Annotated in this window: 17 protein-coding genes; 10 read left to right on the top strand and 7 right to left on the bottom strand. The window is 30.7% G+C overall.

From position 1 onward, the window contains the following. Nucleotides 1–91 precede the first annotated feature (91 nt). Nucleotides 92–1,033 carry a LysR substrate-binding domain-containing protein gene (locus ACHRVX_RS14905; protein WP_213299070.1) on the top strand — a complete coding sequence of 314 codons (942 nt, stop codon included), beginning with the start codon at nt 92–94 and terminating at the stop codon, nt 1,031–1,033. A 32-nt stretch (nt 1,034–1,065) separates the two neighbouring features. On the opposite strand, the gene ACHRVX_RS14910 is transcribed toward ACHRVX_RS14905, so the two are convergent. Next, nucleotides 1,066–1,263 carry a hypothetical protein gene (locus tag ACHRVX_RS14910; protein WP_244860295.1) on the bottom strand — a complete coding sequence of 66 codons (198 nt, stop codon included), beginning with the start codon at nt 1,261–1,263 and terminating at the stop codon, nt 1,066–1,068. A gap of 165 nt (nt 1,264–1,428) precedes the next feature. Further along, nucleotides 1,429–2,094 carry a tRNA (5-methylaminomethyl-2-thiouridine)(34)-methyltransferase MnmD gene (gene mnmD / locus ACHRVX_RS14915; RefSeq protein WP_395333558.1) on the bottom strand — a complete coding sequence of 222 codons (666 nt, stop codon included), beginning with the start codon at nt 2,092–2,094 and terminating at the stop codon, nt 1,429–1,431. 308 nt (nt 2,095–2,402) lie between these two features. On the opposite strand from mnmD, the gene ACHRVX_RS14920 reads away from it, so the two are divergent. Further along, a complete protein-coding gene (locus ACHRVX_RS14920) occupies nt 2,403–3,473 on the top strand; it encodes a branched-chain amino acid aminotransferase (RefSeq protein ID WP_395333560.1) in 1,071 nt (356 codons plus the stop codon). A 345-nt stretch (nt 3,474–3,818) separates the two neighbouring features. On the opposite strand, the gene ACHRVX_RS14925 is transcribed toward ACHRVX_RS14920, so the two are convergent. Beyond that, entirely contained in the window at nt 3,819–4,199 is a 381-nt protein-coding gene (locus ACHRVX_RS14925; RefSeq protein ID WP_213307686.1) for a nucleoside triphosphate pyrophosphohydrolase family protein, read from the bottom strand. A gap of 81 nt (nt 4,200–4,280) precedes the next feature. On the opposite strand from ACHRVX_RS14925, the gene ACHRVX_RS14930 reads away from it, so the two are divergent. The 5 genes from ACHRVX_RS14930 (at nt 4,281) to ACHRVX_RS14950 (ending at nt 7,335) form a co-directional block, all read left to right on the top strand. Next, complete coding sequence (locus ACHRVX_RS14930) at nt 4,281–4,469, top strand: hypothetical protein (RefSeq protein ID WP_394773422.1); 189 nt, start codon at nt 4,281–4,283, stop codon at nt 4,467–4,469. 191 nt (nt 4,470–4,660) lie between these two features. Then, a complete protein-coding gene (locus tag ACHRVX_RS14935) occupies nt 4,661–5,812 on the top strand; it encodes a transcriptional regulator (RefSeq protein WP_395333563.1) in 1,152 nt (383 codons plus the stop codon). Nucleotides 5,813–5,870: 58 nt separating this feature from the next. Continuing rightward, nucleotides 5,871–6,413, top strand: a complete 543-nt coding sequence (locus tag ACHRVX_RS14940) for an RNA polymerase sigma factor (RefSeq protein ID WP_395333565.1) — start codon at nt 5,871–5,873, stop codon at nt 6,411–6,413. A gap of 33 nt (nt 6,414–6,446) precedes the next feature. Then, a complete protein-coding gene (locus ACHRVX_RS14945) occupies nt 6,447–6,863 on the top strand; it encodes a hypothetical protein (RefSeq protein WP_395333567.1) in 417 nt (138 codons plus the stop codon). 13 nt (nt 6,864–6,876) lie between these two features. Further along, nucleotides 6,877–7,335, top strand: coding sequence for a sensor of ECF-type sigma factor (locus tag ACHRVX_RS14950; RefSeq protein ID WP_395333568.1), 459 nt, complete (start codon nt 6,877–6,879; stop codon nt 7,333–7,335). A gap of 78 nt (nt 7,336–7,413) precedes the next feature. On the opposite strand, the gene ACHRVX_RS14955 is transcribed toward ACHRVX_RS14950, so the two are convergent. After that, nucleotides 7,414–8,475, bottom strand: coding sequence for a WD40/YVTN/BNR-like repeat-containing protein (locus tag ACHRVX_RS14955; RefSeq protein ID WP_395333570.1), 1,062 nt, complete (start codon nt 8,473–8,475; stop codon nt 7,414–7,416). A gap of 121 nt (nt 8,476–8,596) precedes the next feature. Here ACHRVX_RS14955 and ACHRVX_RS14960 point away from each other — a divergent pair, with 121 nt between their 5' ends. From ACHRVX_RS14960 to ACHRVX_RS14970, 3 genes are all read left to right on the top strand, one after another. Continuing rightward, a complete protein-coding gene (locus tag ACHRVX_RS14960; RefSeq protein WP_395333572.1) occupies nt 8,597–9,835 on the top strand; it encodes a hypothetical protein in 1,239 nt (412 codons plus the stop codon). A gap of 134 nt (nt 9,836–9,969) precedes the next feature. Next, nucleotides 9,970–11,943 (top strand): KUP/HAK/KT family potassium transporter, encoded by a 1,974-nt coding sequence (locus tag ACHRVX_RS14965; RefSeq protein ID WP_395333574.1) that lies wholly within the window; start codon nt 9,970–9,972, stop codon nt 11,941–11,943. Nucleotides 11,944–12,087: 144 nt separating this feature from the next. Continuing rightward, the gene (locus tag ACHRVX_RS14970; protein ID WP_395333576.1) at nt 12,088–13,320 is read left to right on the top strand and encodes an RsmB/NOP family class I SAM-dependent RNA methyltransferase; all 1,233 of its coding nucleotides are present in this window, start codon (nt 12,088–12,090) and stop codon (nt 13,318–13,320) included. Nucleotides 13,321–13,696: 376 nt separating this feature from the next. Here ACHRVX_RS14970 and ACHRVX_RS14975 read toward each other — a convergent pair whose 3' ends face one another. Genes ACHRVX_RS14975 through ACHRVX_RS14985 form a run of 3 tightly spaced genes read right to left on the bottom strand, consistent with a single transcriptional unit; the run spans nt 13,697 to nt 18,732 of the window. Beyond that, nucleotides 13,697–14,980, bottom strand: a complete 1,284-nt coding sequence (locus ACHRVX_RS14975; RefSeq protein ID WP_395333578.1) for an HlyD family efflux transporter periplasmic adaptor subunit — start codon at nt 14,978–14,980, stop codon at nt 13,697–13,699. Next, nucleotides 14,973–17,150, bottom strand: coding sequence for a peptidase domain-containing ABC transporter (locus tag ACHRVX_RS14980; RefSeq protein WP_395333580.1), 2,178 nt, complete (start codon nt 17,148–17,150; stop codon nt 14,973–14,975). Before ACHRVX_RS14980 ends, ACHRVX_RS14975 begins: the two co-directional genes overlap by 8 nt. After that, a complete protein-coding gene (locus ACHRVX_RS14985; protein WP_395333582.1) occupies nt 17,143–18,732 on the bottom strand; it encodes a nucleotidyltransferase domain-containing protein in 1,590 nt (529 codons plus the stop codon). The genes ACHRVX_RS14980 and ACHRVX_RS14985 overlap by 8 nt, the downstream gene beginning before the upstream one ends. Nucleotides 18,733–18,903 lie beyond the last annotated feature (171 nt).

The raw sequence follows: 18,903 nt of genomic DNA on the forward strand, positions 1-18,903 counted from the left end.
TATGATTACTACAAATTTAAAATAACTTCTTTAAAAATAGTATAAAAAAAAATTATATTTTCTTATTTTTGCATCACAAAATACTATCAAAATGACGATTACTCAATTACAATATGTGTTAGCAGTTGCAGAACATAAAAATTTTACTCTTGCAGCCGAAAAATGTTTTGTTACCCAGCCTACTTTAAGTATGCAAATCCAGAAAATCGAGGACGAACTTAATATTCTGATCTTCGACAGAAGCAAAAAACCAATCCAATTGACTGATATTGGTCAAAAAATTGTCAATCAGGCGAAAAACATTGTAAATGAAGCCGATAGAATTAAAGATATTGTAGAACAGCAAAAGGGTTTTATAGGAGGAGAATTTCGTTTGGGAATTATCCCTACTATTATGCCAACACTTTTACCAATGTTTTTAAACAACTTCATTAAGAAATATCCTAAAGTGAAGCTTTTAATCGAAGAATTAAATACAGATGAAATTATTCTGAAATTAAAAAACGGTCATCTTGATGCTGCGATTGCTGCAACTCCGCTTGAAGATGAAAAAATAAAAGAGATTGTTTTGTATTTTGAGCCGTTTGTGGCTTATATACCGGAAAGCCATTCGAGTTTTCAAAAAGAAGAAATTGAAGTATCTGATTTAAATCTAAATGAAATTTTGCTGCTGCAGGATGGACATTGCTTTAGGGACGGAATTTTAAATTTATGTAAAAACGGTTCCGATACCGACCAGAATAATTTTCAGATTCAAAGCGGAAGTTTTGAAACGCTGATCAAATTAGCCGACGAAGGTTTGGGCACAACATTACTTCCGTACTTGCACACTTTAGATTTAAAGGAGTCCGATAAACTGAAACTACGAAATTTTAAAGAACCAAAACCTGCTCGTGAGGTAAGTTTGATTTACCCTAAAAGCGAATTGAAAATGCAAATCATTGACGCGCTCAGATCTACAATTGCAGGAGTTGTAAAAGGAGCAATTGTTTTTCAGAATGTTCAAATTATAAGTCCGTTACCAAAAAAATAGAAAATAAAAAAGGAGCCAATTGGCTCCTTTTTTTATACTTTGATCAGTAGTAAACTTTGTTCTAATTCTGGTTTTTCAATAATAAAATTCATTAACCATTCTTGTAATTGTTCCATTTCGTATGGTAACAGTGTTTTGATAGCTTTCTCTAATTCTTTGCAGAAAAGTATCGGGTCGAAACTAACTCTCTCAAGTATTGATTTCGTGTAATCAAACATCATTTTTGACATAATAAAATAAGATTTTTGGGGGTTATCTATATTTCTAAACTCGCACAAATTTAATCAAATATGATTCATAAGCGCTTATTTTAACTTATTTTTTTAAAAACTATAATTACGAATACGTTTTCTTAATAAATATAAATCAATATAGAACAATTCTAAACAACTCATTTAAACCTTTTTAAAGGCTCTAAACATTTCTCGTTTTCCTGGAGGTCCCTCTAATTTTTCAACTGTAAATCCAACTTCAATCATACTTCTTTTAACAACTCCGCGAGCTGCGTATGTTACTAAGACTCCATTTGGCTTTAAACTATTGTACATTTTCCTGAAAATTTCAGTACTCCAAAGCTCCGGTTGCACTCTATATCCGAAGGCATCAAAGTAAATCAAATCAAAAATTTCAAAGTCGTTGATTTCATGAAAAAATTGTTTCCTTTTGGTTAACGAAAAAGCTTTGCAAATTTCAACTTTTTCATTCCATTCACATTTATGCATTTTTTGAAAAATGTTCTCAAATTCCAATGCCTCCAGTTCAGTCACATAATTCATTGCCAAAACTTCTGCTGCATCAACCGGATACGCTTCTACTCCAACATAATCAATCGTCTGATTTTTTTGATTACTTTCTAAAAAAGTGACAAAAGCATTTAAACCTGTCCCAAAACCAATTTCAAGAATACTTACCGGATTATTATCAAATAATGAAAGTCCGTTTTTTATAAATACATGTTTCGCTTCCTGAATGGCACCATTTTTTGAATGATAACATTCGTCCCACTCTTCTAAATGAATTGTTGTAGAACCATCTAACGTTTTAATTATTTCTCTTTTCACTATTTTCGGAATTTATAATCTGATTTTATTGGTATTCAGCGTATTTTACGAGTCAAATTTAATCAAAACAAATGCGTAAAGCCTTAAAAAACGGCTGTTTTTTCATAAATTCTTTATAAAAATGTCCTAATTTTTTGACTTTATTATAAGATAAATAAATCTCAGTTAAACGGCATAAATAATGCAGTTTTACTAAGTAAATTATATATTTTTACTTAATTTTGCATTTAATAAATTCTATTTTACACCAAATCATTACTTTAGAATCTTCTATTGGAATGTAATTACATAAAAACCTTTATATAATTATGAGTACAACTCAAACAAGCAAAATTGAAATCAGAAAAGCGACTTCGTCAAAAATAAGCGGAGTAGACTTTCAAAACTTAAGCTTTGGTGCTGTTTTTACAGACCATTTATTCGAATGTGATTTTAAAAATGGAGAGTGGCAAAATCCTGTCATTAAACCTTATGCTCCAATTTTAATGGATCCTTCTTCAAAAGTCTTCCATTACGGACAAGCTATTTTTGAAGGAATGAAAGCTTATAAGGATGACAATAACGATGTTTGGTTGTTTCGTCCTGACGAAAACTTTAAACGTTTTAATAATTCGGCAATTCGTATGGCAATGCCTGAAGTTCCGGAATCTATTTTTATGGATGGTTTGAATGAGCTTTTGAAAATTGATCAGGAATGGGTTCAAAAAGGAAACGGAAGCAGTATGTATATCCGTCCTTTTATGATTGCAACCGGCGCTGGTGTTGTTGCTAATCCTTCTGACGAATATAAATTCATGATTTTACTATCTCCTGCACAATCGTATTATGCCGGCGAAGTAAAAGTAATCATTGCTGAACATTACAGCAGAGCTGCAAATGGTGGAATTGGCGCTGCAAAAGCTGCCGGAAACTATGGTGCACAATTTTACCCCACTAATTTAGCCAACAAAGATGGCTTTCAACAAGTGATCTGGACAGATGATGCAACCCATACTAAATTAGAAGAAGCGGGAACAATGAACGTTTTCTTTAGAATCAATGACACTTTATTAACTGCTCCAACAAGCGAAAGAATCTTAGATGGTATCACCAGAAAAAGTTTACTTGCCATGGCAGAAAAAGAAGGTCTTAAAGTAGAAGTTCGTCCAGTTATTGTTTCAGAATTAGTTGAAGCGGCTAAAAACGGATCACTAAAAGAAATCTTCGGAGCCGGAACTGCTGCAGTTATCAGCGTTATTAAAGGCTTCTCTTATCAGGATGTTTATTATGAAATGACTCCCGTAGAGGATTCATATGCTTCTCTTTTAAAAGAAAAACTAACAAGTCTTCAAAATAAATTAACTGAAGATACTTTTGGATGGACGGTTAAAGTTCAATAATCGTATTTAGTATTGATATATAAACCCGACAGGTATTAAAACCTGTCGGGTTTCTTATTTTATATTATAACTATAATGCAAACTAACTTAACGAAGACAACAGGAATGTCAAACACAATCTTGTCATTTCGACGAAGGAGAAATCACACTAGAAACTCCGCAATCAAAATCGCCAATCTTTGTCGAATCTTGAGTGTGATTTCTCCTTCGTCGAAATGACAAAAATTACACAAAGCTTTGCGAACTTTGTGTTTTTACAAAATCCAGCTTATATAAAATCTTAGCGTTCTTTGCGTTAAATTTTTTTCACATTTCTATATGTCAAAATTTTTCCAGCCAGTTTCTCTATAAAAGTTTAGAAAAATCAGGTTTAAAATAATTCGGACCTTTTAATACTTTCCCGTCTTCTCTGTAAATTGGCTGACCGTCTTCGCCTAATTTACTCATATTACTACGCTGAATTTCGTCAAAAACAGCTTCAATTTTATCCTGCAAACCGTGTTCGATAATTGTTCCGCATAAAATATACATCATATCTCCAAGAGCATCAGCAATTTCAACAAGATCATTGTTTTGAACTGCTTCAAGATATTCCTCATTCTCCTCTTTCATTAAATTATAACGAAGCGTTTTTTTAATTTCGCCTAAATCTGCAATTGGCGTTTGACTGTGACCTATTTTAAAAGCAGTATGAAATTCAGTAACTGCATCAAGTTGTTTCCTCATGATTTTATTTGGTTAAATGAAATGCCAAATTAGCAACTATTCATATACAATTCTCTAAATTTGTCAAAAATAATTTTTACTATGTTTAGTCAAGGACAATTAATATTCGCGCTCTGTTTTTTTATTGCATTTGTAATCGTAATGATATTTGCTTATCGAAAAGATCTTGCATTACACAAAATTTTCTACAAAGGAAACTACAAAGTACTTATAGCATTTTTGATTTTTATCGCCCTTTTGTTTGTGATCAAATTTTTCTTTAAAAGATAACTTCAAAAAATTATTACTACATTTAGAATAAAATAATTTCGGAAAAATTTGCAATTAAACTTCGTCCGAAACGTTTTATTTTAAAGCTTTTTTTGATCAATATAATTTCATAAAGTTTACTTTTATTCCAGCACTATTAACGCGACTAGTAATAAAATTTATAACTTTACGACTCAAAATAACTGAATACAATGAAGATTCTAAAATATTTATTTCTACTATTATTATTAAGCTTAGTTGCCTTAACTGTTTTTGTCGCTACCCAAAAAGGGAATTTTGCTGTTGAAAGAAGCAAAGTGATCAATTCACCAAGAGCAACCGTTTATAATTATATAAATGATTTTAGAAACTATGAGGATTTTGAATCATGGGCTATTGAAGATCCTACTATAAAAATGACTTTCCCAAACAAAACTACCGGAAACGGTGCTTCTTTTTATTGGGACGGAACCGAAGGAAAAGGAAATGCAATTACATTAAAAGCCATTGAAGGAGAAAGTATTCAGCAAAAAATGAAATATGACGGCACAGAAGCCGATGTAAACTGGACGCTAAAGGATACGCTGGCAGGAAAAACAAAAGTTACCTGGAAATCAAGCGGAACAATGAGTTTTTTATTCAAAGTATACGCAGCTCTAAACGGTGGTTCTGATAAAGTTATTGGAACTATTTATGAAAAAAGCCTTGCTAACATTGATAAAAACCTAGATTTTGAAACTAAAACCTTTGCTGTAAAAGTAAACGGAATTGTAAAGAAAACGGAAACTGCCTATATCAAACAGACGTTTACAAGTGAAATTGCAAAAATTAATAAAAACGCCAGAATTGTAATTCCTAAACTTATTGAGTTTAGCCAGAACAATGGTTTATCGACTAACGGCAAACCTTTTATTATTTATCATACTTACAACACTGCAACAGGATTAGCTAAAGTCTCTATTTGTTTGCCTACAAATAAAGAAATCATGACAACATCCGGAAGTGATATTTTAGGCGGGAAATTAAACGGATTTGAAGCTGTAAAAACAACCTTAACCGGTGATTACACGCATCTTAATGAAGCAATGGCAAAAACCACAGCTTTTATCAACAGAGAAAAAATAACTCCGGAATTAAGCTGGTCTCATCTTGAAATTTTGGCTGTTAGTAAATTAGATGTAAAAAGTCCGTCTAAGTTAATCACGGAAATTTATTATCCGATAAAACCAAAAGTGGTTCCTGTTGTTAAAGAAGTTCCTGCATACAATCCTGCAGCAACAACATCAACTACTCCAAAACCAGCAGCAGAAGCGCCAAAACCGACACCAAAACCAACTACTGAAGAGGAACAATCAGAATTCTAAAATAATTGGCGTTAAACCTTTTGTTTAAAATTCATTCTAATAAAGTAAATCAAAAAATTTGACCGACGAGAAGGAATTTATAGCTCAATTATTAAATCCTAAAACGCAAAATACAGCGTTTCAAAAACTCGTATCTGATTACCAAAAACCGTTATATTCTCATATTCGGAACATCGTTTTGAATCATGATGATACTGATGATGTTTTGCAGAATACTTTCGTAAAAGTTTTTCAATATCTAAAAAATTTCAAGGGAGAAAGTAAACTTTTTTCCTGGATGTATCGAATTGCAACTAACGAAGCATTGACTTTTTTGAATCAAAAAGCAAAATTAAACGGATTATCATCTGAAGCATTGCAAAATAAAACTATCGACAATTTAAAAGCTGATGTTTATTTTGACGGTGACGAAATCCAGATAAAACTTCAAAAAGCCATTGTAACATTGCCGGAAAAGCAACAATTGGTTTTTAAAATGAAATATTTTCAGGAATTAAAATACGAAGAAATTGCTGAAATTCTGGGAACTTCAGTGGGAGCTTTGAAGGCATCTTACCATCATGCAGTAAAAAAAATTGAAATATATGTTACATCAAATTAAACCTTTTGTTATAAAACATATCTTATAAATATTATGAAAGCATTTAAATTAGAAAACGAACCGAAAATAGCCACTGGATTTAAAACTCCGGAAAATTATTTTGATGATTTTTCGGCAAAAGTTTTACAACAGATAAGCGAAGAAAAAGAAGTAAAAGTAATTCCGATTTACAAACGTAAAAAGGCACTTTCATTACTTGCTGCAGCAGTAGTTGTAATTGCAATGATGATACCTATAATAAACAATTACAATAATACCTCTAAAGAACTTGACGAAGATACTTTAGAAACGTATTTAGCCTATCAGTCTAATTTAAATCAATACGATCTGATTCAAAATCTAGACACGAAAGACATCAAAAAACTAAGTAAAAATGTTGCAATTGAAGATGAAACCCTTGAGGATATTCTGGCAACAAACCCAAATATTGAGCATTTAATTTCCGAATAAAACAACTTAAAAGATGAAAATCAAAAATATATTTCCAATAATGCTATTTCTGATTAGTTTTTCATTTTACGCTCAAAGCGGAAAAACAGATGAAAAACGTGAAAAAATCAAAGCTTATAAAGTTTCTTTTTTAACAACAGAACTTGAGCTGACTTCTACAGAAGCAGAAAAATTCTGGCCAATATACAATGCATACGACGATAAACAATTTGAATTAAGACATCAAAAAATGAAAACGTATATGCGTAAATTAGATGATGACAACATCAATTCAATGTCTGAAAAAGACGCTGTAACACTTTTATCCCAGATGGAAAGTACAGATAAAGAATTATATCTTTTGCGTGATAAATACAATACTAATTTAAAAAAGGTTTTATCAGCAAAAAAAATATTAAAACTTAAAAAATCAGAAGACGATTTTAATCGAAAATTATTGCAGCAATACCGGGATAAAGCTGCAAAAGATTAAAATTATTTTTACCGTAACAACAGCGACAGGAACCCTATATAATAATACTTACTTTATTATTTAGGGTTCTTGTTATTTTTATTTAAAATTGATTCTCACCAATTTATTATAACCAGCTGCAATTGCAGTATTTTTATTTAAAAACCGAATTGTAAAAAGCTTGGTATCATTTGATAACTGAACCCATGAAGCTCCATTATCAGTTGAATATTGCAATCCTCCGGATCCAACGCAAACTAATTGCATACCATTACTTCCAGGAACATATTGCACGCATGAAGCATATCCAAAACCTTCATTTTGACCAATCAGTTCCCATGTTTTTCCTCCGTCTTTAGTAAAAGCTTTGTTGTCTTTATTTTTATCGGGAGAATCAAAATCACCACCAGCAATAAAACCTAATTTGGCATCATAAAAATCAGCAGTAAAAATTCCTGCCATTTCTTTTCCCTGAGTTATAGGTGTATCCACCACTTTCCATGTTTTCCCTTTGTCCGGAGAATAAAAAGTTCTTGCTTTTTTTCCGCCCGAAACCAGCCATGTATCATTTCCTTTTATTACAATATTAGTATTACTTGCAGAAAAAGCAGCTTCACCAGCAGCATTCGTCGGCAATTTATCAGATAATAGTTTTGTCCATGTTTCTCCTCCATCACGAGTAATAATTACAGAAAAAGTATCTTCTGTAGGATCTCCAACAGCAATTCCTTCTTTGTCATTCCAGAATTGCATACTGTCATAAAACACTTTATCATTAACTTCTTTGTAAACTAATTTTATTTTTTTTGTTTTTTTAGAAACCTGATAAAGTAACGCAGGATTTCCTACACTTAGTAAAAAAACATCATTTGGAGTCTGAGCAATGCTTCTAAATTCTAACTTTAAAGTATCACGATAAATATGCTCTTCGTACTTCTCCTTTTTATCTAAATCATAGTAACCAAAACGAGAATTATCTCCACCGTACCAAATTTTATTTTTGTCTATTGATATCGCACGAATACTAATTTTATCCTTAAATAAAGTATCAACTTCAATACTGGAAAAGTATCCATTTAACGCTACTTTATCACTGTAATGCAGTGTCTTGAAAGACATAAATAAAACAAATGCGCAACAAAATAAAAGTACTTTTTTCATATAAATAATTGTTTAATGGGTGCTAAAATACAATTATTTACAAAATATAAAATAAGTTAGGTGTTTTTTTCTGGCACAGTAATTGGATATCCCAGAATATTAATCTTAATATGATTTAAAAATGAAAACGAAAATACTTTTAATAGCCATGTTAGCAATAGGTTTAGGTTCTTGTGCAGTGCAAAGCCAGACTACTGTTTATGCAAAAAATTCAGATATAAGCGATAACTTAGATTTAAGAGCGGTAGCTTCTATTTTTGGTGAATCAGCGAATCTTCAGGATTTTGAAAGACGTTTGAATGATCCAAAATATCAAATATCTAATCTTGATTTAAATGGAGATGATCAGGTTGATTATTTACGTGTAATTGAATCTGTAGAAGACAGAACTCACGTTGTAATTATCCAGTCGGTTTTAGATCGTGATGTTTATCAGGATATTGCCACAATTGATGTAGAAAGAGATAATTACAATAAAGTGAACGTTCAGGTTGTAGGTAACACCTACTTATACGGAGACAACTATATTTATGAGCCGGTGTATAGCGTTGCGCCAGTAATTTATTCTTCGTTTTGGGTTACAAATTACAGACCTTATTATTCCAGCTGGACATGGAATGTTTATCCAACCTATTATGCTGCCTGGAGACCTTACCCAATTTACAGATACAGAAGCAACATAAATGTTTGCATCAACGTAAACAATCATTATAATTATGTAAATACAAGAAGAAGTTACAGAGCTCCTGTCCTTTATGCATCAAGACGTACTTATGGTTACGAAACAAGACGTCCTGACTATAGTTTTGCTCAAAGACATTCTAATGTAACAAACAGATATGATTTAGATCAAAGACGTATTGCAAGCAGAGAATCCGGAAGAAGCCAGAATACTTATAATACTAACAGAACAAATTCTTCAAGAGTTTCAACTAGCGAAAACAGAACTCCTAATAGAAATTATGCTGAAAATAGAACTCCTGGTACTGACAGAAATTATAACACAAACCGTGGGACAACGACAAACAGAACACCGTCAGCGACTGTAAATAATTCTAATAATCCTGCAAGAGTGGAAAATGCTCCAAGAACAGAAAACAGAAGAGATTATAGCCAAAACAACACCAATACTCCAAGAGTAAATTCTCAAAACAGTATGAATACGAATAGAACGGCTCCAACTCAAAGAACAGAAGCACCGAGAAGTTATTCAGAAAACAGAGGAAACGCTACAAGACAACAAAGCACTCCAAACACGCAACGTTCTGAAGCTCCAAGAGTAAGTCAGGAGTCAAGAAGCAGCCAGCCACAAAGAGAAAGCGGTTCTGGTTCAAGAAGCGCCGGCGGCAGAAGAGGTTAATATTAAATTCGCATTTCTAAATAAAAAACTAAAGCACAATTTGACGATTGTGCTTTTTTTTATCTTTTTTCTTATAATTGATTCTAATTTGTTTTAAAACAGTAAATTTGCAACCGTCTTTTATAAAAACATACATGAGCGCATCGCATAAAAACTTACACAGTAAGTTGTCTATAGGGGGTTTATTGATCACATTAGGAATTATTTATGGAGATATTGGTACATCTCCATTGTATGTAATGAAAGCCATACTGGGCGATTACGCCATTAATTCTGATATTGTTTTAGGTGGAATTTCATGTGTCTTCTGGACCTTGACTTTACAAACCACTATAAAGTATGTTCTTATTACTTTAAGCGCTGATAATCACGGAGAAGGTGGTATTTTTGCACTTTATGCATTAGTCAAAAAGACTAAAATTCAATGGCTCATTGTGCCCGCCATAATTGGTGGTAGTGCCTTACTTGCCGATGGAATTATTACGCCGCCCATCTCAATATCATCTGCCGTAGAAGGAATTAGAGCGTTTTATCCTACAATGGAAACCCAGACAATTGTATATATTGTTATTGGGATTTTATTTATCCTGTTTACCATACAACAATTTGGAACCAAGCTCGTTGGAAAATTCTTTGCTCCAATGATGTTAATTTGGTTTGCCATGTTGGGAACATTGGGAACAATTCAAATTATAAGTCATCCTGAAGTAATAAAAGCCGTAAATCCTTATTACGCTTATCATTTATTATCCATTCATCCTGATGGTTTCTTTGTACTTGGATTTGTATTTTTATGTACAACCGGTGCCGAAGCATTGTACTCAGATATGGGACACTGTGGAAGAAAAAACATCAGAATCAGCTGGATCTTTGTAAAAACTACTTTGGTATTAAACTACTTTGGTCAGGCTGCTTATTTAATTCATCACGAAGGAAGCACATTACAACAGTTAGGCGGCGAAAACGGAAATCCTTTTTACCTCATCATGCCACACTGGTTTTTACCATTTGGGATTGTTGTTGCAACTCTAGCTGCCGTTATCGCTTCTCAGGCACTTATTAGCGGTTCGTTTACCTTGATTAACGAAGCAATGAGATTGAATTTCTGGCCTAAAGTTAAAATCAAATATCCTACTGAAGTTAAAGGACAATTATATATTCCGTCAATTAACTGGTTATTGTTTTTTGGTTGTGTCGGAATCGTTTTACACTTCGAGAAATCAGGAAATATGGAGCATGCGTATGGTCTTGCCATCATTTTATGTATGATCATGACCACTATTTTACTTAATTATTATTTGATAATGAAAAGAGTAAAATTGTATTTGATGGTGCCGCTTATTACCATTTACCTTCTGATAGAATTTAGTTTCTTAATTGCCAACATTACCAAATTTGCCGAAGGCGGATATGTAACGCTAATCATTGCCATGATGCTGATTTCGATTATGACAATCTGGTATCTGGCTAAGAGAATCAACAAAAGCTACACTAAAATCATCAAAATTGACGATTATAAAAAAGTATTAATGGAGTTGAGCGAAGACTTGTCAATCCCAAAATACGCAACGCATTTAGTTTATATGACAAATGCCAATCGTGTAGATGAATTAGAGGAAAAGGTAATTTATTCAATTTTACAAAAACGTCCAAAAAGAGCCGATATTTATTGGTTTGTTCATGTAAACATTCTTACTGAACCTTATAAAACACAATACAAAGTTACTGAGATTGCGAAAGATGACATTTACAGAATCGATTTTAATTTAGGATTTAGAGAACCTACAAAAATCAATTTGATGTTCAGGGAAGTAATTCGTGATATGGTAAAACGTGGCGAAGTAGATATTACGAGCCGTTACGAATCATTGAACAAAAACAATATTATTGGAGACTTTAAATTTGTATTGTCTGAGAAATTTTTATCGAATGACAACGACTTAAGATGGCACGAAAATATTATCATGAACTCTTACTTCTTTATTAAGAAACTGAGTTTGTCTGAAGAAAGAGCCTTTGGTTTAGATAGCAGTTCAGTTAAAATCGAGAAATTCCCAATGGTGCTTCACGCTCCGGAAAACATTGGATTAACCAGAATTATAAAATAAATCATTCTAAAATACAATTAAAAAACACTCTTTTAAACTTTTATCAGAGTGTTTTTTTCTTTTTAAAAAAGTTAAAATAACAATCAGAATTAAAAATTTAACTTTCAATCAATTAATAGTACCTTTGCAACTCAAATATTTAAAATGAGATTACACAGAAATTTAGTTTATACTACCATCGATTCTTTAAATGCAATTTTCAATGAAGGAGAATATGCAGACAAAGTGGTAGCAAGAGCATTAAAAAAAGACAAACGTTGGGGAAGTTCTGACAGGAAGTTTGTTGCTGAAACGATATACGAAATTGTTCGTTGGAAACGATTATACGCAGAAATTGCCGAAGTAAAAGAACCTTTTGACAGAGAGAATTTATGGAGAATGTTTGCTGTCTGGGCAGTTTTAAGAGGATATCCAATTCCGGATTGGAAACAATTAGAAGGAACTCCTGAAAGAAAAATTAAAGGACGTTTTGACGAACTTTCTAAAATCAGAGCATTAAAAGAATCTATTCCGGACTGGATGGACGAATTAGGTGTGAAAGAATTAGGTGAAAAAGTCTGGGCTACAGAAATTGCTGCTCAAAACCAGCCTGCCAAAGTTATATTAAGAACCAATACGCTTAAAGGAACTAAAGAAAGCCTGAGAAACACGTTGATGGATTTGAATATTGAAACAGAATATTTAAAAGATCAGCCGGAAGCTTTAGTTTTAAAAGAAAGAGCCAATGTGTTTTTGACAGATGCTTTTAAACAAGGACTTTTTGAAGTTCAGGATGCCAACTCACAATTAGTTGCCGGTTTTCTCGATGTAAAACCAGGAATGCGTATTGTAGATACTTGCGCCGGAGCCGGAGGAAAAACACTGCATATTGCTTCTTTAATGGAAAATAAAGGACAATTGATTGCAATGGATTTGTACGAAAGCAAACTAAAACAATTAAAATTAAGAGCGAAAAGAAATGGCGCTTTTAATATTGAATACAGAATCATTGACACCACAAAAGTGATTAAAAAGTTACACGAAAAAGCAGATCGTGTTTTAATTGATGCACCTTGTAGTGGTTTAGGAGTTCTTAAAAGAAATCCGGATGCTAAATGGAAATTAAAACCTGAGTTTATTGATAACATTCGTAAAGTTCAGGCAGAGGTTTTAGAAAGCTATTCTAAAATTGTAAAACCAGGCGGAAAATTAGTTTACGCAACGTGTTCAGTATTACCATCAGAAAATCAGGAGCAAGTAGAAAAATTCTTAAAAACTGAAATTGGGAAGCAATTTACTTTCGTAAAAGATCGTAAAATATTAGCCTCAGAATCTGGTTTTGACGGTTTTTATATGGCATTATTAGAACGTAAAAATGCTGTGGCAATAGCTGAATAAACAATAAAAATTCTAATATAAAAAATTCCAAATTCCAATTTTACAATTGGGATTTGGAATTTTTATTTAAGGAGCTATTTCCTGCTTTTTCTTCCAATCCTTTACGCCGAAACCCGTGTAAAAAAAATTTTTCTACACCTTCATTCTATACGCTTGTTTTCAAAAGATTTTTATTAAAACAAAAAAATGCCCTAAGCGACTTGAAACGCTTAAAAACACAGTTGTTCGGAAATTCCGAACAACTAGAGTAAGTAGAACTGTCAAATAATTTTAGTTGAAAGCCTTGTTAAAAAGTGTTTAAGAATTACTGAAAAATTTAGTAAACAGTACGAGAGGAAATTTTAAATACTCTAACTTTAATTAAATATAAAAAAAATTATTTTTCAATTGAATTTTGTACTTCACTGAATATTCTTTGTAGAATACTTCTTTTATTAGTATAGTATTCAACTTGACCAGGCATATTATAGGAGAAATCAATAACTTTGTCATGATTGGTCATTAATCCTCTTGGAAGTTTAATATCAACATAATAAATAGTGTCATGATAAACCTTTGACTTATTATAAATAACTCCCTTCAACTCTCCATATTCTTTATAAGGATAATCTTTGAGTTTGATAAATACAGTATCTTTAGTTTTAATTTTTCCATAACCATTTGCTGACATTATTCCTCTGGCGTATAAATTAGTTGCCTTTGGTAATAAAATGAATAAAGGACTATCTTTTTTTACAAACTGAGTAGAATTAAAGAATGGTTGATAAAATTCAACTTTACCAGAAACCGGAGCTTTAATAGTATAATTATGTTCCCAAAAATCGATAGCTGTTTTAAGTTCAAAAAAAGCTTTTTTTAAATTAAATAAGGTTGAAGCTATATTTTTCTCCTTTTCCTTTTCTAAAATAAAAGTTTCATCCTTCAATTCTTGATTATAATGAACTAAATCCTGACTACTTTTATCTATTGTTAATTTTTTTTCTTTAGAATTTAGTATGTTTAATTTAGAATCATCCATTTTATCTTTTATAATTGCATTAAAAGCAAATAAAGTTGAATCTGTCATAAAAGATTTTACCAAAATCTCAGACTTTTGATCGAATAGCGTTTTTCCTTCAATAACTATTTTTAATTTTTCATTATTACGTTTTGTCTTCTTCTTTATATTAGCAATTTTTTGTTTTGCTAAGTCAATTCTAAATATATTATCACATTCTATCAATGAGAGTAAAAAATTATAATAGTATTTTTCTACTTCTCCAAGCTTTAGTGTTTTATCAAATTTGAATTCATATAATGAATTTTCAATACTATTAATATTTACAATACTCAATTGACTTTTTAATTTAATTAAATCCTGATAATTTGTAGGACTATTAATTAAAGCTAAAAGATCACCCTTTTCAACATTAGTATTTTCTTTTATTATTAGAATTATTTCTCCACTATTAGGCGAATAAATATTATTAATTTGATTTTCGGAAACGATAAAAACTTTACCTATAATTTTTTCAGGATATTTTATAAAAGTTCCCAATAAAATTGCAAGAATAATAAAAGAGAAAATAAAAATAATAGTATTTTTATAACCTTGAATATTGCCTGCTAAAGATATTTCTTTTAGTTCTTCTGATTGATATTTATCTGTATATTTATCCATTTTCGTTAGGTATTTGGTCTTTAAAAAGATTGTAAAAAAATGATTTTTTTTCTATTAATTGTTCATAAGTTCCCCCATCGACAATGTATCCTTTATCGATCATAATTATTAAATCAGCACATCTAATTGTTGAAAGTTTGTGCGAAACCACAATAGTTGTTTGATCTTTCAATCCTGTAAGTGTCTCTAAAAATTTATTTTCACTAATTGAATCCAGCGCATTTGTTGCTTCATCTAAAATTAATAGTTTTGGTTTTTTATATAAAGCTCGTGCTAATAACAATCTTTGTTTTTGTCCCTGACTTAGCCCTTTACCTCCTTCGCTTAATTGTGTATTTAGCGCATCTGGCAATGCATAAATTTCATTTTTTAAATTTACTGATGGCAATATTTTATCAATTAGCTTAGAATCATAATCCTGTTCGTCTGATAAAATTATATTATTTAAAATTGTGTCTTTGTATAATGTACTTTCCTGAAAAACCACACCAGTTTGTTTTCTTAAAAAATCATTATCGATATTTCTTAAATTATTCTGACCAATATAAATCTCTCCCTGATACTCATCATATACTTTTGTGATTAACTTAAGTAAGGTACTTTTACCACAACCACTTACTCCAACAATCGCTGTGATCTTTTTATCCGGAATACTAAAAGTTACATTATTTAATGTAGTCTTGCTTGCTCCCTTATATCGAAAAGATACACTTCTAAAAATAATATCATTATTATCATTATCAAATTCAGTAATTAACGATTTAGACTTCAGCTGTTCTTCCTGCATATTATTAATATCATTAACCCTTAAAAAACTTATAAAGGCAGATTGCGCCATTCTTATAAATGCTATTAATTCCGAAACAGGCATGCCTAGTTGACTAATAATAAATTGAATAGAAATAAAAGTTCCTAAAGTTAAATCTCCCTGAACTACTAAATAAGCTCCATAAAAAGTTAAACATATATCTTTAATACCATTAATAAAATCAGCTCCGAGTTGCTGTGTTCTATCAACATTTAACAACTTAATTTCTATTTTATACAATAGTCCTTGAATTTTTTCCCATTTCCACCTTCTGTTCAAAGAATAGTTATTTAGTTTAGTGTCTTCAAAGTTCTTCAGGATTTCAATCCAAGAACTTTGATTTTCACCCATAAGCTGAAAATATTTGATGTCCATCTTTTTCCTAATTTCATAGAAAAACATAACCCACAAAACATAAAGTATTGTTGAAATAATAAAAATTAAAAACAAAAATTTATTAAATACAAAAAGGATTACACTGTAGATTGTAATAATAAAAATAGACATTATAACAGAAACAGCTGAAGTAGATACAAATTGCTGAATTCGTTCCTGGTCTTTTGACCTTTGCATTATATCCCCCATTAACATACTATCAATAAAACTGACAGGTAATGAAAAAACTTTAATAAGATAATCAGTAACTATTGATATTTTTATTCTGCTTGCAATCTGTAATGATATAGATGCTCTAATCCATTCTCCGATACTTTTAAATAACAGAAGGCAAATATTAGCTGCTAGAACAATTGTAATAAAGTTAAAATCATTGCCTTCAATTCCTACATCAATTATCGATCTGGTTATAAATGGAAGACACGCATAAACAAAAGAAATGATTATCATAACCATTAATAACTGTACTAACTTTCTTTTATAGGGAGACAAATGTCTGGATAAAAATTCAAGTGCAGATAGATAGTTTCCTTTGCTGTTTTTTTGTTCTGAAAATTTTTCTGAAACTTCAAGAACTACGACTTTTCCAATATTTTCCGAACTAACCCAACTTTTTGCAAACTCTTTTTGATTGTATTTTAAAAGTCCTTTTGCGGGATCAGAAACATAAAAAACTCCTTTTTTTATTTTATAAAGCACAACATAATGATTCTCGTTCCAATGAATTATTATTGGTTTTTTAATAGATTCCAGATCACTCAACATAATATTATAAGCGCGGGTTCTAAAACCTATGTTCTCTGCAATCTCGCATAAATCATGAATAGAAAGCCCCTTTGGGCTTAAACTTTTGTAATATGGGGAAACATCAATAATTTTTTTGTGATATTTCGCAATGATTTTTATACATGTAAGACCACAAGTCAACTTATTTTGCTGAGGATAATGAGGGAAAGATCTAATCATTTAATTCTATTTTTTTTATAACAAATGGGATGAAGGAAACGAATCTATTATCAATAAATACAACTGAGAATAGCGTAAATAAAATTTCTCTATACAGACTCCACTGTTTTACATTGATATCTTTTAAATTATCGTTGATGAAGTATGTTTTATATAATGGAATACCTTCAATATTCAGAGTTTCCGCACTATTTATCAAAAATTTTGTGATTGATTTTTCTAATACTCCCGAAGAATTATAAATCTCTGTGAATTCTCTTTTTTGGCTGTTGTACATAGCCTCAAATTTTTTCAAAGTGTTTTCTTTATCTTTCAATAAATCTGTGGTTTTAAAATTCATCCCATTATCACATGTAATTGGCAAAAAACAATTCAATAAATATTCATTAAAGGCAACAAATACGTTTGAATCATCTTTAAACCAGATTTTCTTTATTTCTTTCATTAATGAAACTGACCATTCAATTTGAAAAGATGTGTCAAATATTCTATTAGGTTTTTCTATTATTAATTTAGACACCTGCCTGAACATTGGAGTCAGAGACGCATAAATATTTTTTGTTGAAAATTTATATACAGGATCAAATTGAAAAGGAAATATTAGCTTAGCTATTTCTCGCTTATTTTTAACTAAAAACTCCAACCGATCAATTAAATAGTCATTTATAAAATCTTTATCAGCTTCAATAATCATATAAATATTTTGCTCAACTTTATTTACATTTATGGGTTTTGATAAAAAAAAGTAGTACTTCAATTTAGGCACAACAATTTGTTTTCCAAAATCATTTAAAACCGCTATAGTTTTTTTTACTATCTCTAAATTTGAGTTATTGTCTATTTCAATAACCAAATAATCGTCGTAAACTTTTGTAAGTGAATTTGCTTTTGAATAATAGGGCAATAATCCACCATGCTGATTTAAAAGGCTTGTAGCTAAATCAATTAACGGAATTTTGTTTTTATTGCCAAAAATCTCCTCTACAGCACTTAATAATAAAGTTTGAAATGTTTTATCCAATTCCCCCAGACTTTTTATTTTATATTTCCCACACCATATTCTATTCATTCTCAGCTTAAACTCAGTAGTCAAATCAATTATTTGGGTTATTGTAAATAATAGTTCATCCAGACTCTTTCCGTCCATAATATCATACAATAACGAAGTTATTTTTACCCGCATCATATAAACTTCATGGTCAGTTAGAGGCATACAACCCATTTGCCTTAATTGCTTTGCGTGAGGAATTAAGTGTTTTAAAAAATTTGAATGGTCAAAAACAATAACACCTTTAGCAAGCATACCTATAAAAGCACCTTTGGCAGTTATATAATCCATCCATAAAGTTTCCTGAATATTTTGAACGGGAATAATCATTGCCTGTATCTTCAATTTTTTATAGGAAACCATTTCATTAAATACCGTATTTCTATTCTGAACAAATACAACAACATCAATATCAGAGTATTCACTATTTGTTCCATCAACATAGCTCCCGGATATTAGACAGGCATATTGGTTAGAATAATATTTATTTACAAAAATTGTTATTTCTTTAAGAATATCCTTATTTAATTTCATTCTAATTTATTTTTTATAAGTTTTTTTTTATTTTAAACATTAAATAATTAAATATTTTTCCTACATTAGCAAATGTAAAAATTTAATCTTAGAAAACAATTTTCTACATTAAAAACAACAAATAATATTTTGATGTGTTTTTTTTAAGTTAAAAAACAATGAAATCGACTG

Origin of the sequence: Flavobacterium sp. FlaQc-47 (genome assembly GCF_044006475.1) — a bacterium.
GTDB lineage: Bacteria > Bacteroidota > Bacteroidia > Flavobacteriales > Flavobacteriaceae > Flavobacterium.

Coding starts and splice junctions, on each gene's coding strand:
- ACHRVX_RS14905 (WP_213299070.1), top strand. CDS start 92: ATGACGATTACTCAATTACAATATGTGTTAGCAGTTGCAGAACATAAA.
- ACHRVX_RS14910 (WP_244860295.1), bottom strand. CDS start 1,263: ATGTCAAAAATGATGTTTGATTACACGAAATCAATACTTGAGAGAGTT.
- ACHRVX_RS14920 (WP_395333560.1), top strand. CDS start 2,403: ATGAGTACAACTCAAACAAGCAAAATTGAAATCAGAAAAGCGACTTCG.
- ACHRVX_RS14925 (WP_213307686.1), bottom strand. CDS start 4,199: ATGAGGAAACAACTTGATGCAGTTACTGAATTTCATACTGCTTTTAAA.
- ACHRVX_RS14930 (WP_394773422.1), top strand. CDS start 4,281: ATGTTTAGTCAAGGACAATTAATATTCGCGCTCTGTTTTTTTATTGCA.
- ACHRVX_RS14935 (WP_395333563.1), top strand. CDS start 4,661: ATGAAGATTCTAAAATATTTATTTCTACTATTATTATTAAGCTTAGTT.
- ACHRVX_RS14945 (WP_395333567.1), top strand. CDS start 6,447: ATGAAAGCATTTAAATTAGAAAACGAACCGAAAATAGCCACTGGATTT.
- ACHRVX_RS14950 (WP_395333568.1), top strand. CDS start 6,877: ATGAAAATCAAAAATATATTTCCAATAATGCTATTTCTGATTAGTTTT.
- ACHRVX_RS14955 (WP_395333570.1), bottom strand. CDS start 8,475: ATGAAAAAAGTACTTTTATTTTGTTGCGCATTTGTTTTATTTATGTCT.
- ACHRVX_RS14960 (WP_395333572.1), top strand. CDS start 8,597: ATGAAAACGAAAATACTTTTAATAGCCATGTTAGCAATAGGTTTAGGT.
- ACHRVX_RS14965 (WP_395333574.1), top strand. CDS start 9,970: ATGAGCGCATCGCATAAAAACTTACACAGTAAGTTGTCTATAGGGGGT.
- ACHRVX_RS14970 (WP_395333576.1), top strand. CDS start 12,088: ATGAGATTACACAGAAATTTAGTTTATACTACCATCGATTCTTTAAAT.
- ACHRVX_RS14975 (WP_395333578.1), bottom strand. CDS start 14,980: ATGGATAAATATACAGATAAATATCAATCAGAAGAACTAAAAGAAATA.
- ACHRVX_RS14980 (WP_395333580.1), bottom strand. CDS start 17,150: ATGATTAGATCTTTCCCTCATTATCCTCAGCAAAATAAGTTGACTTGT.
- ACHRVX_RS14985 (WP_395333582.1), bottom strand. CDS start 18,732: ATGAAATTAAATAAGGATATTCTTAAAGAAATAACAATTTTTGTAAAT.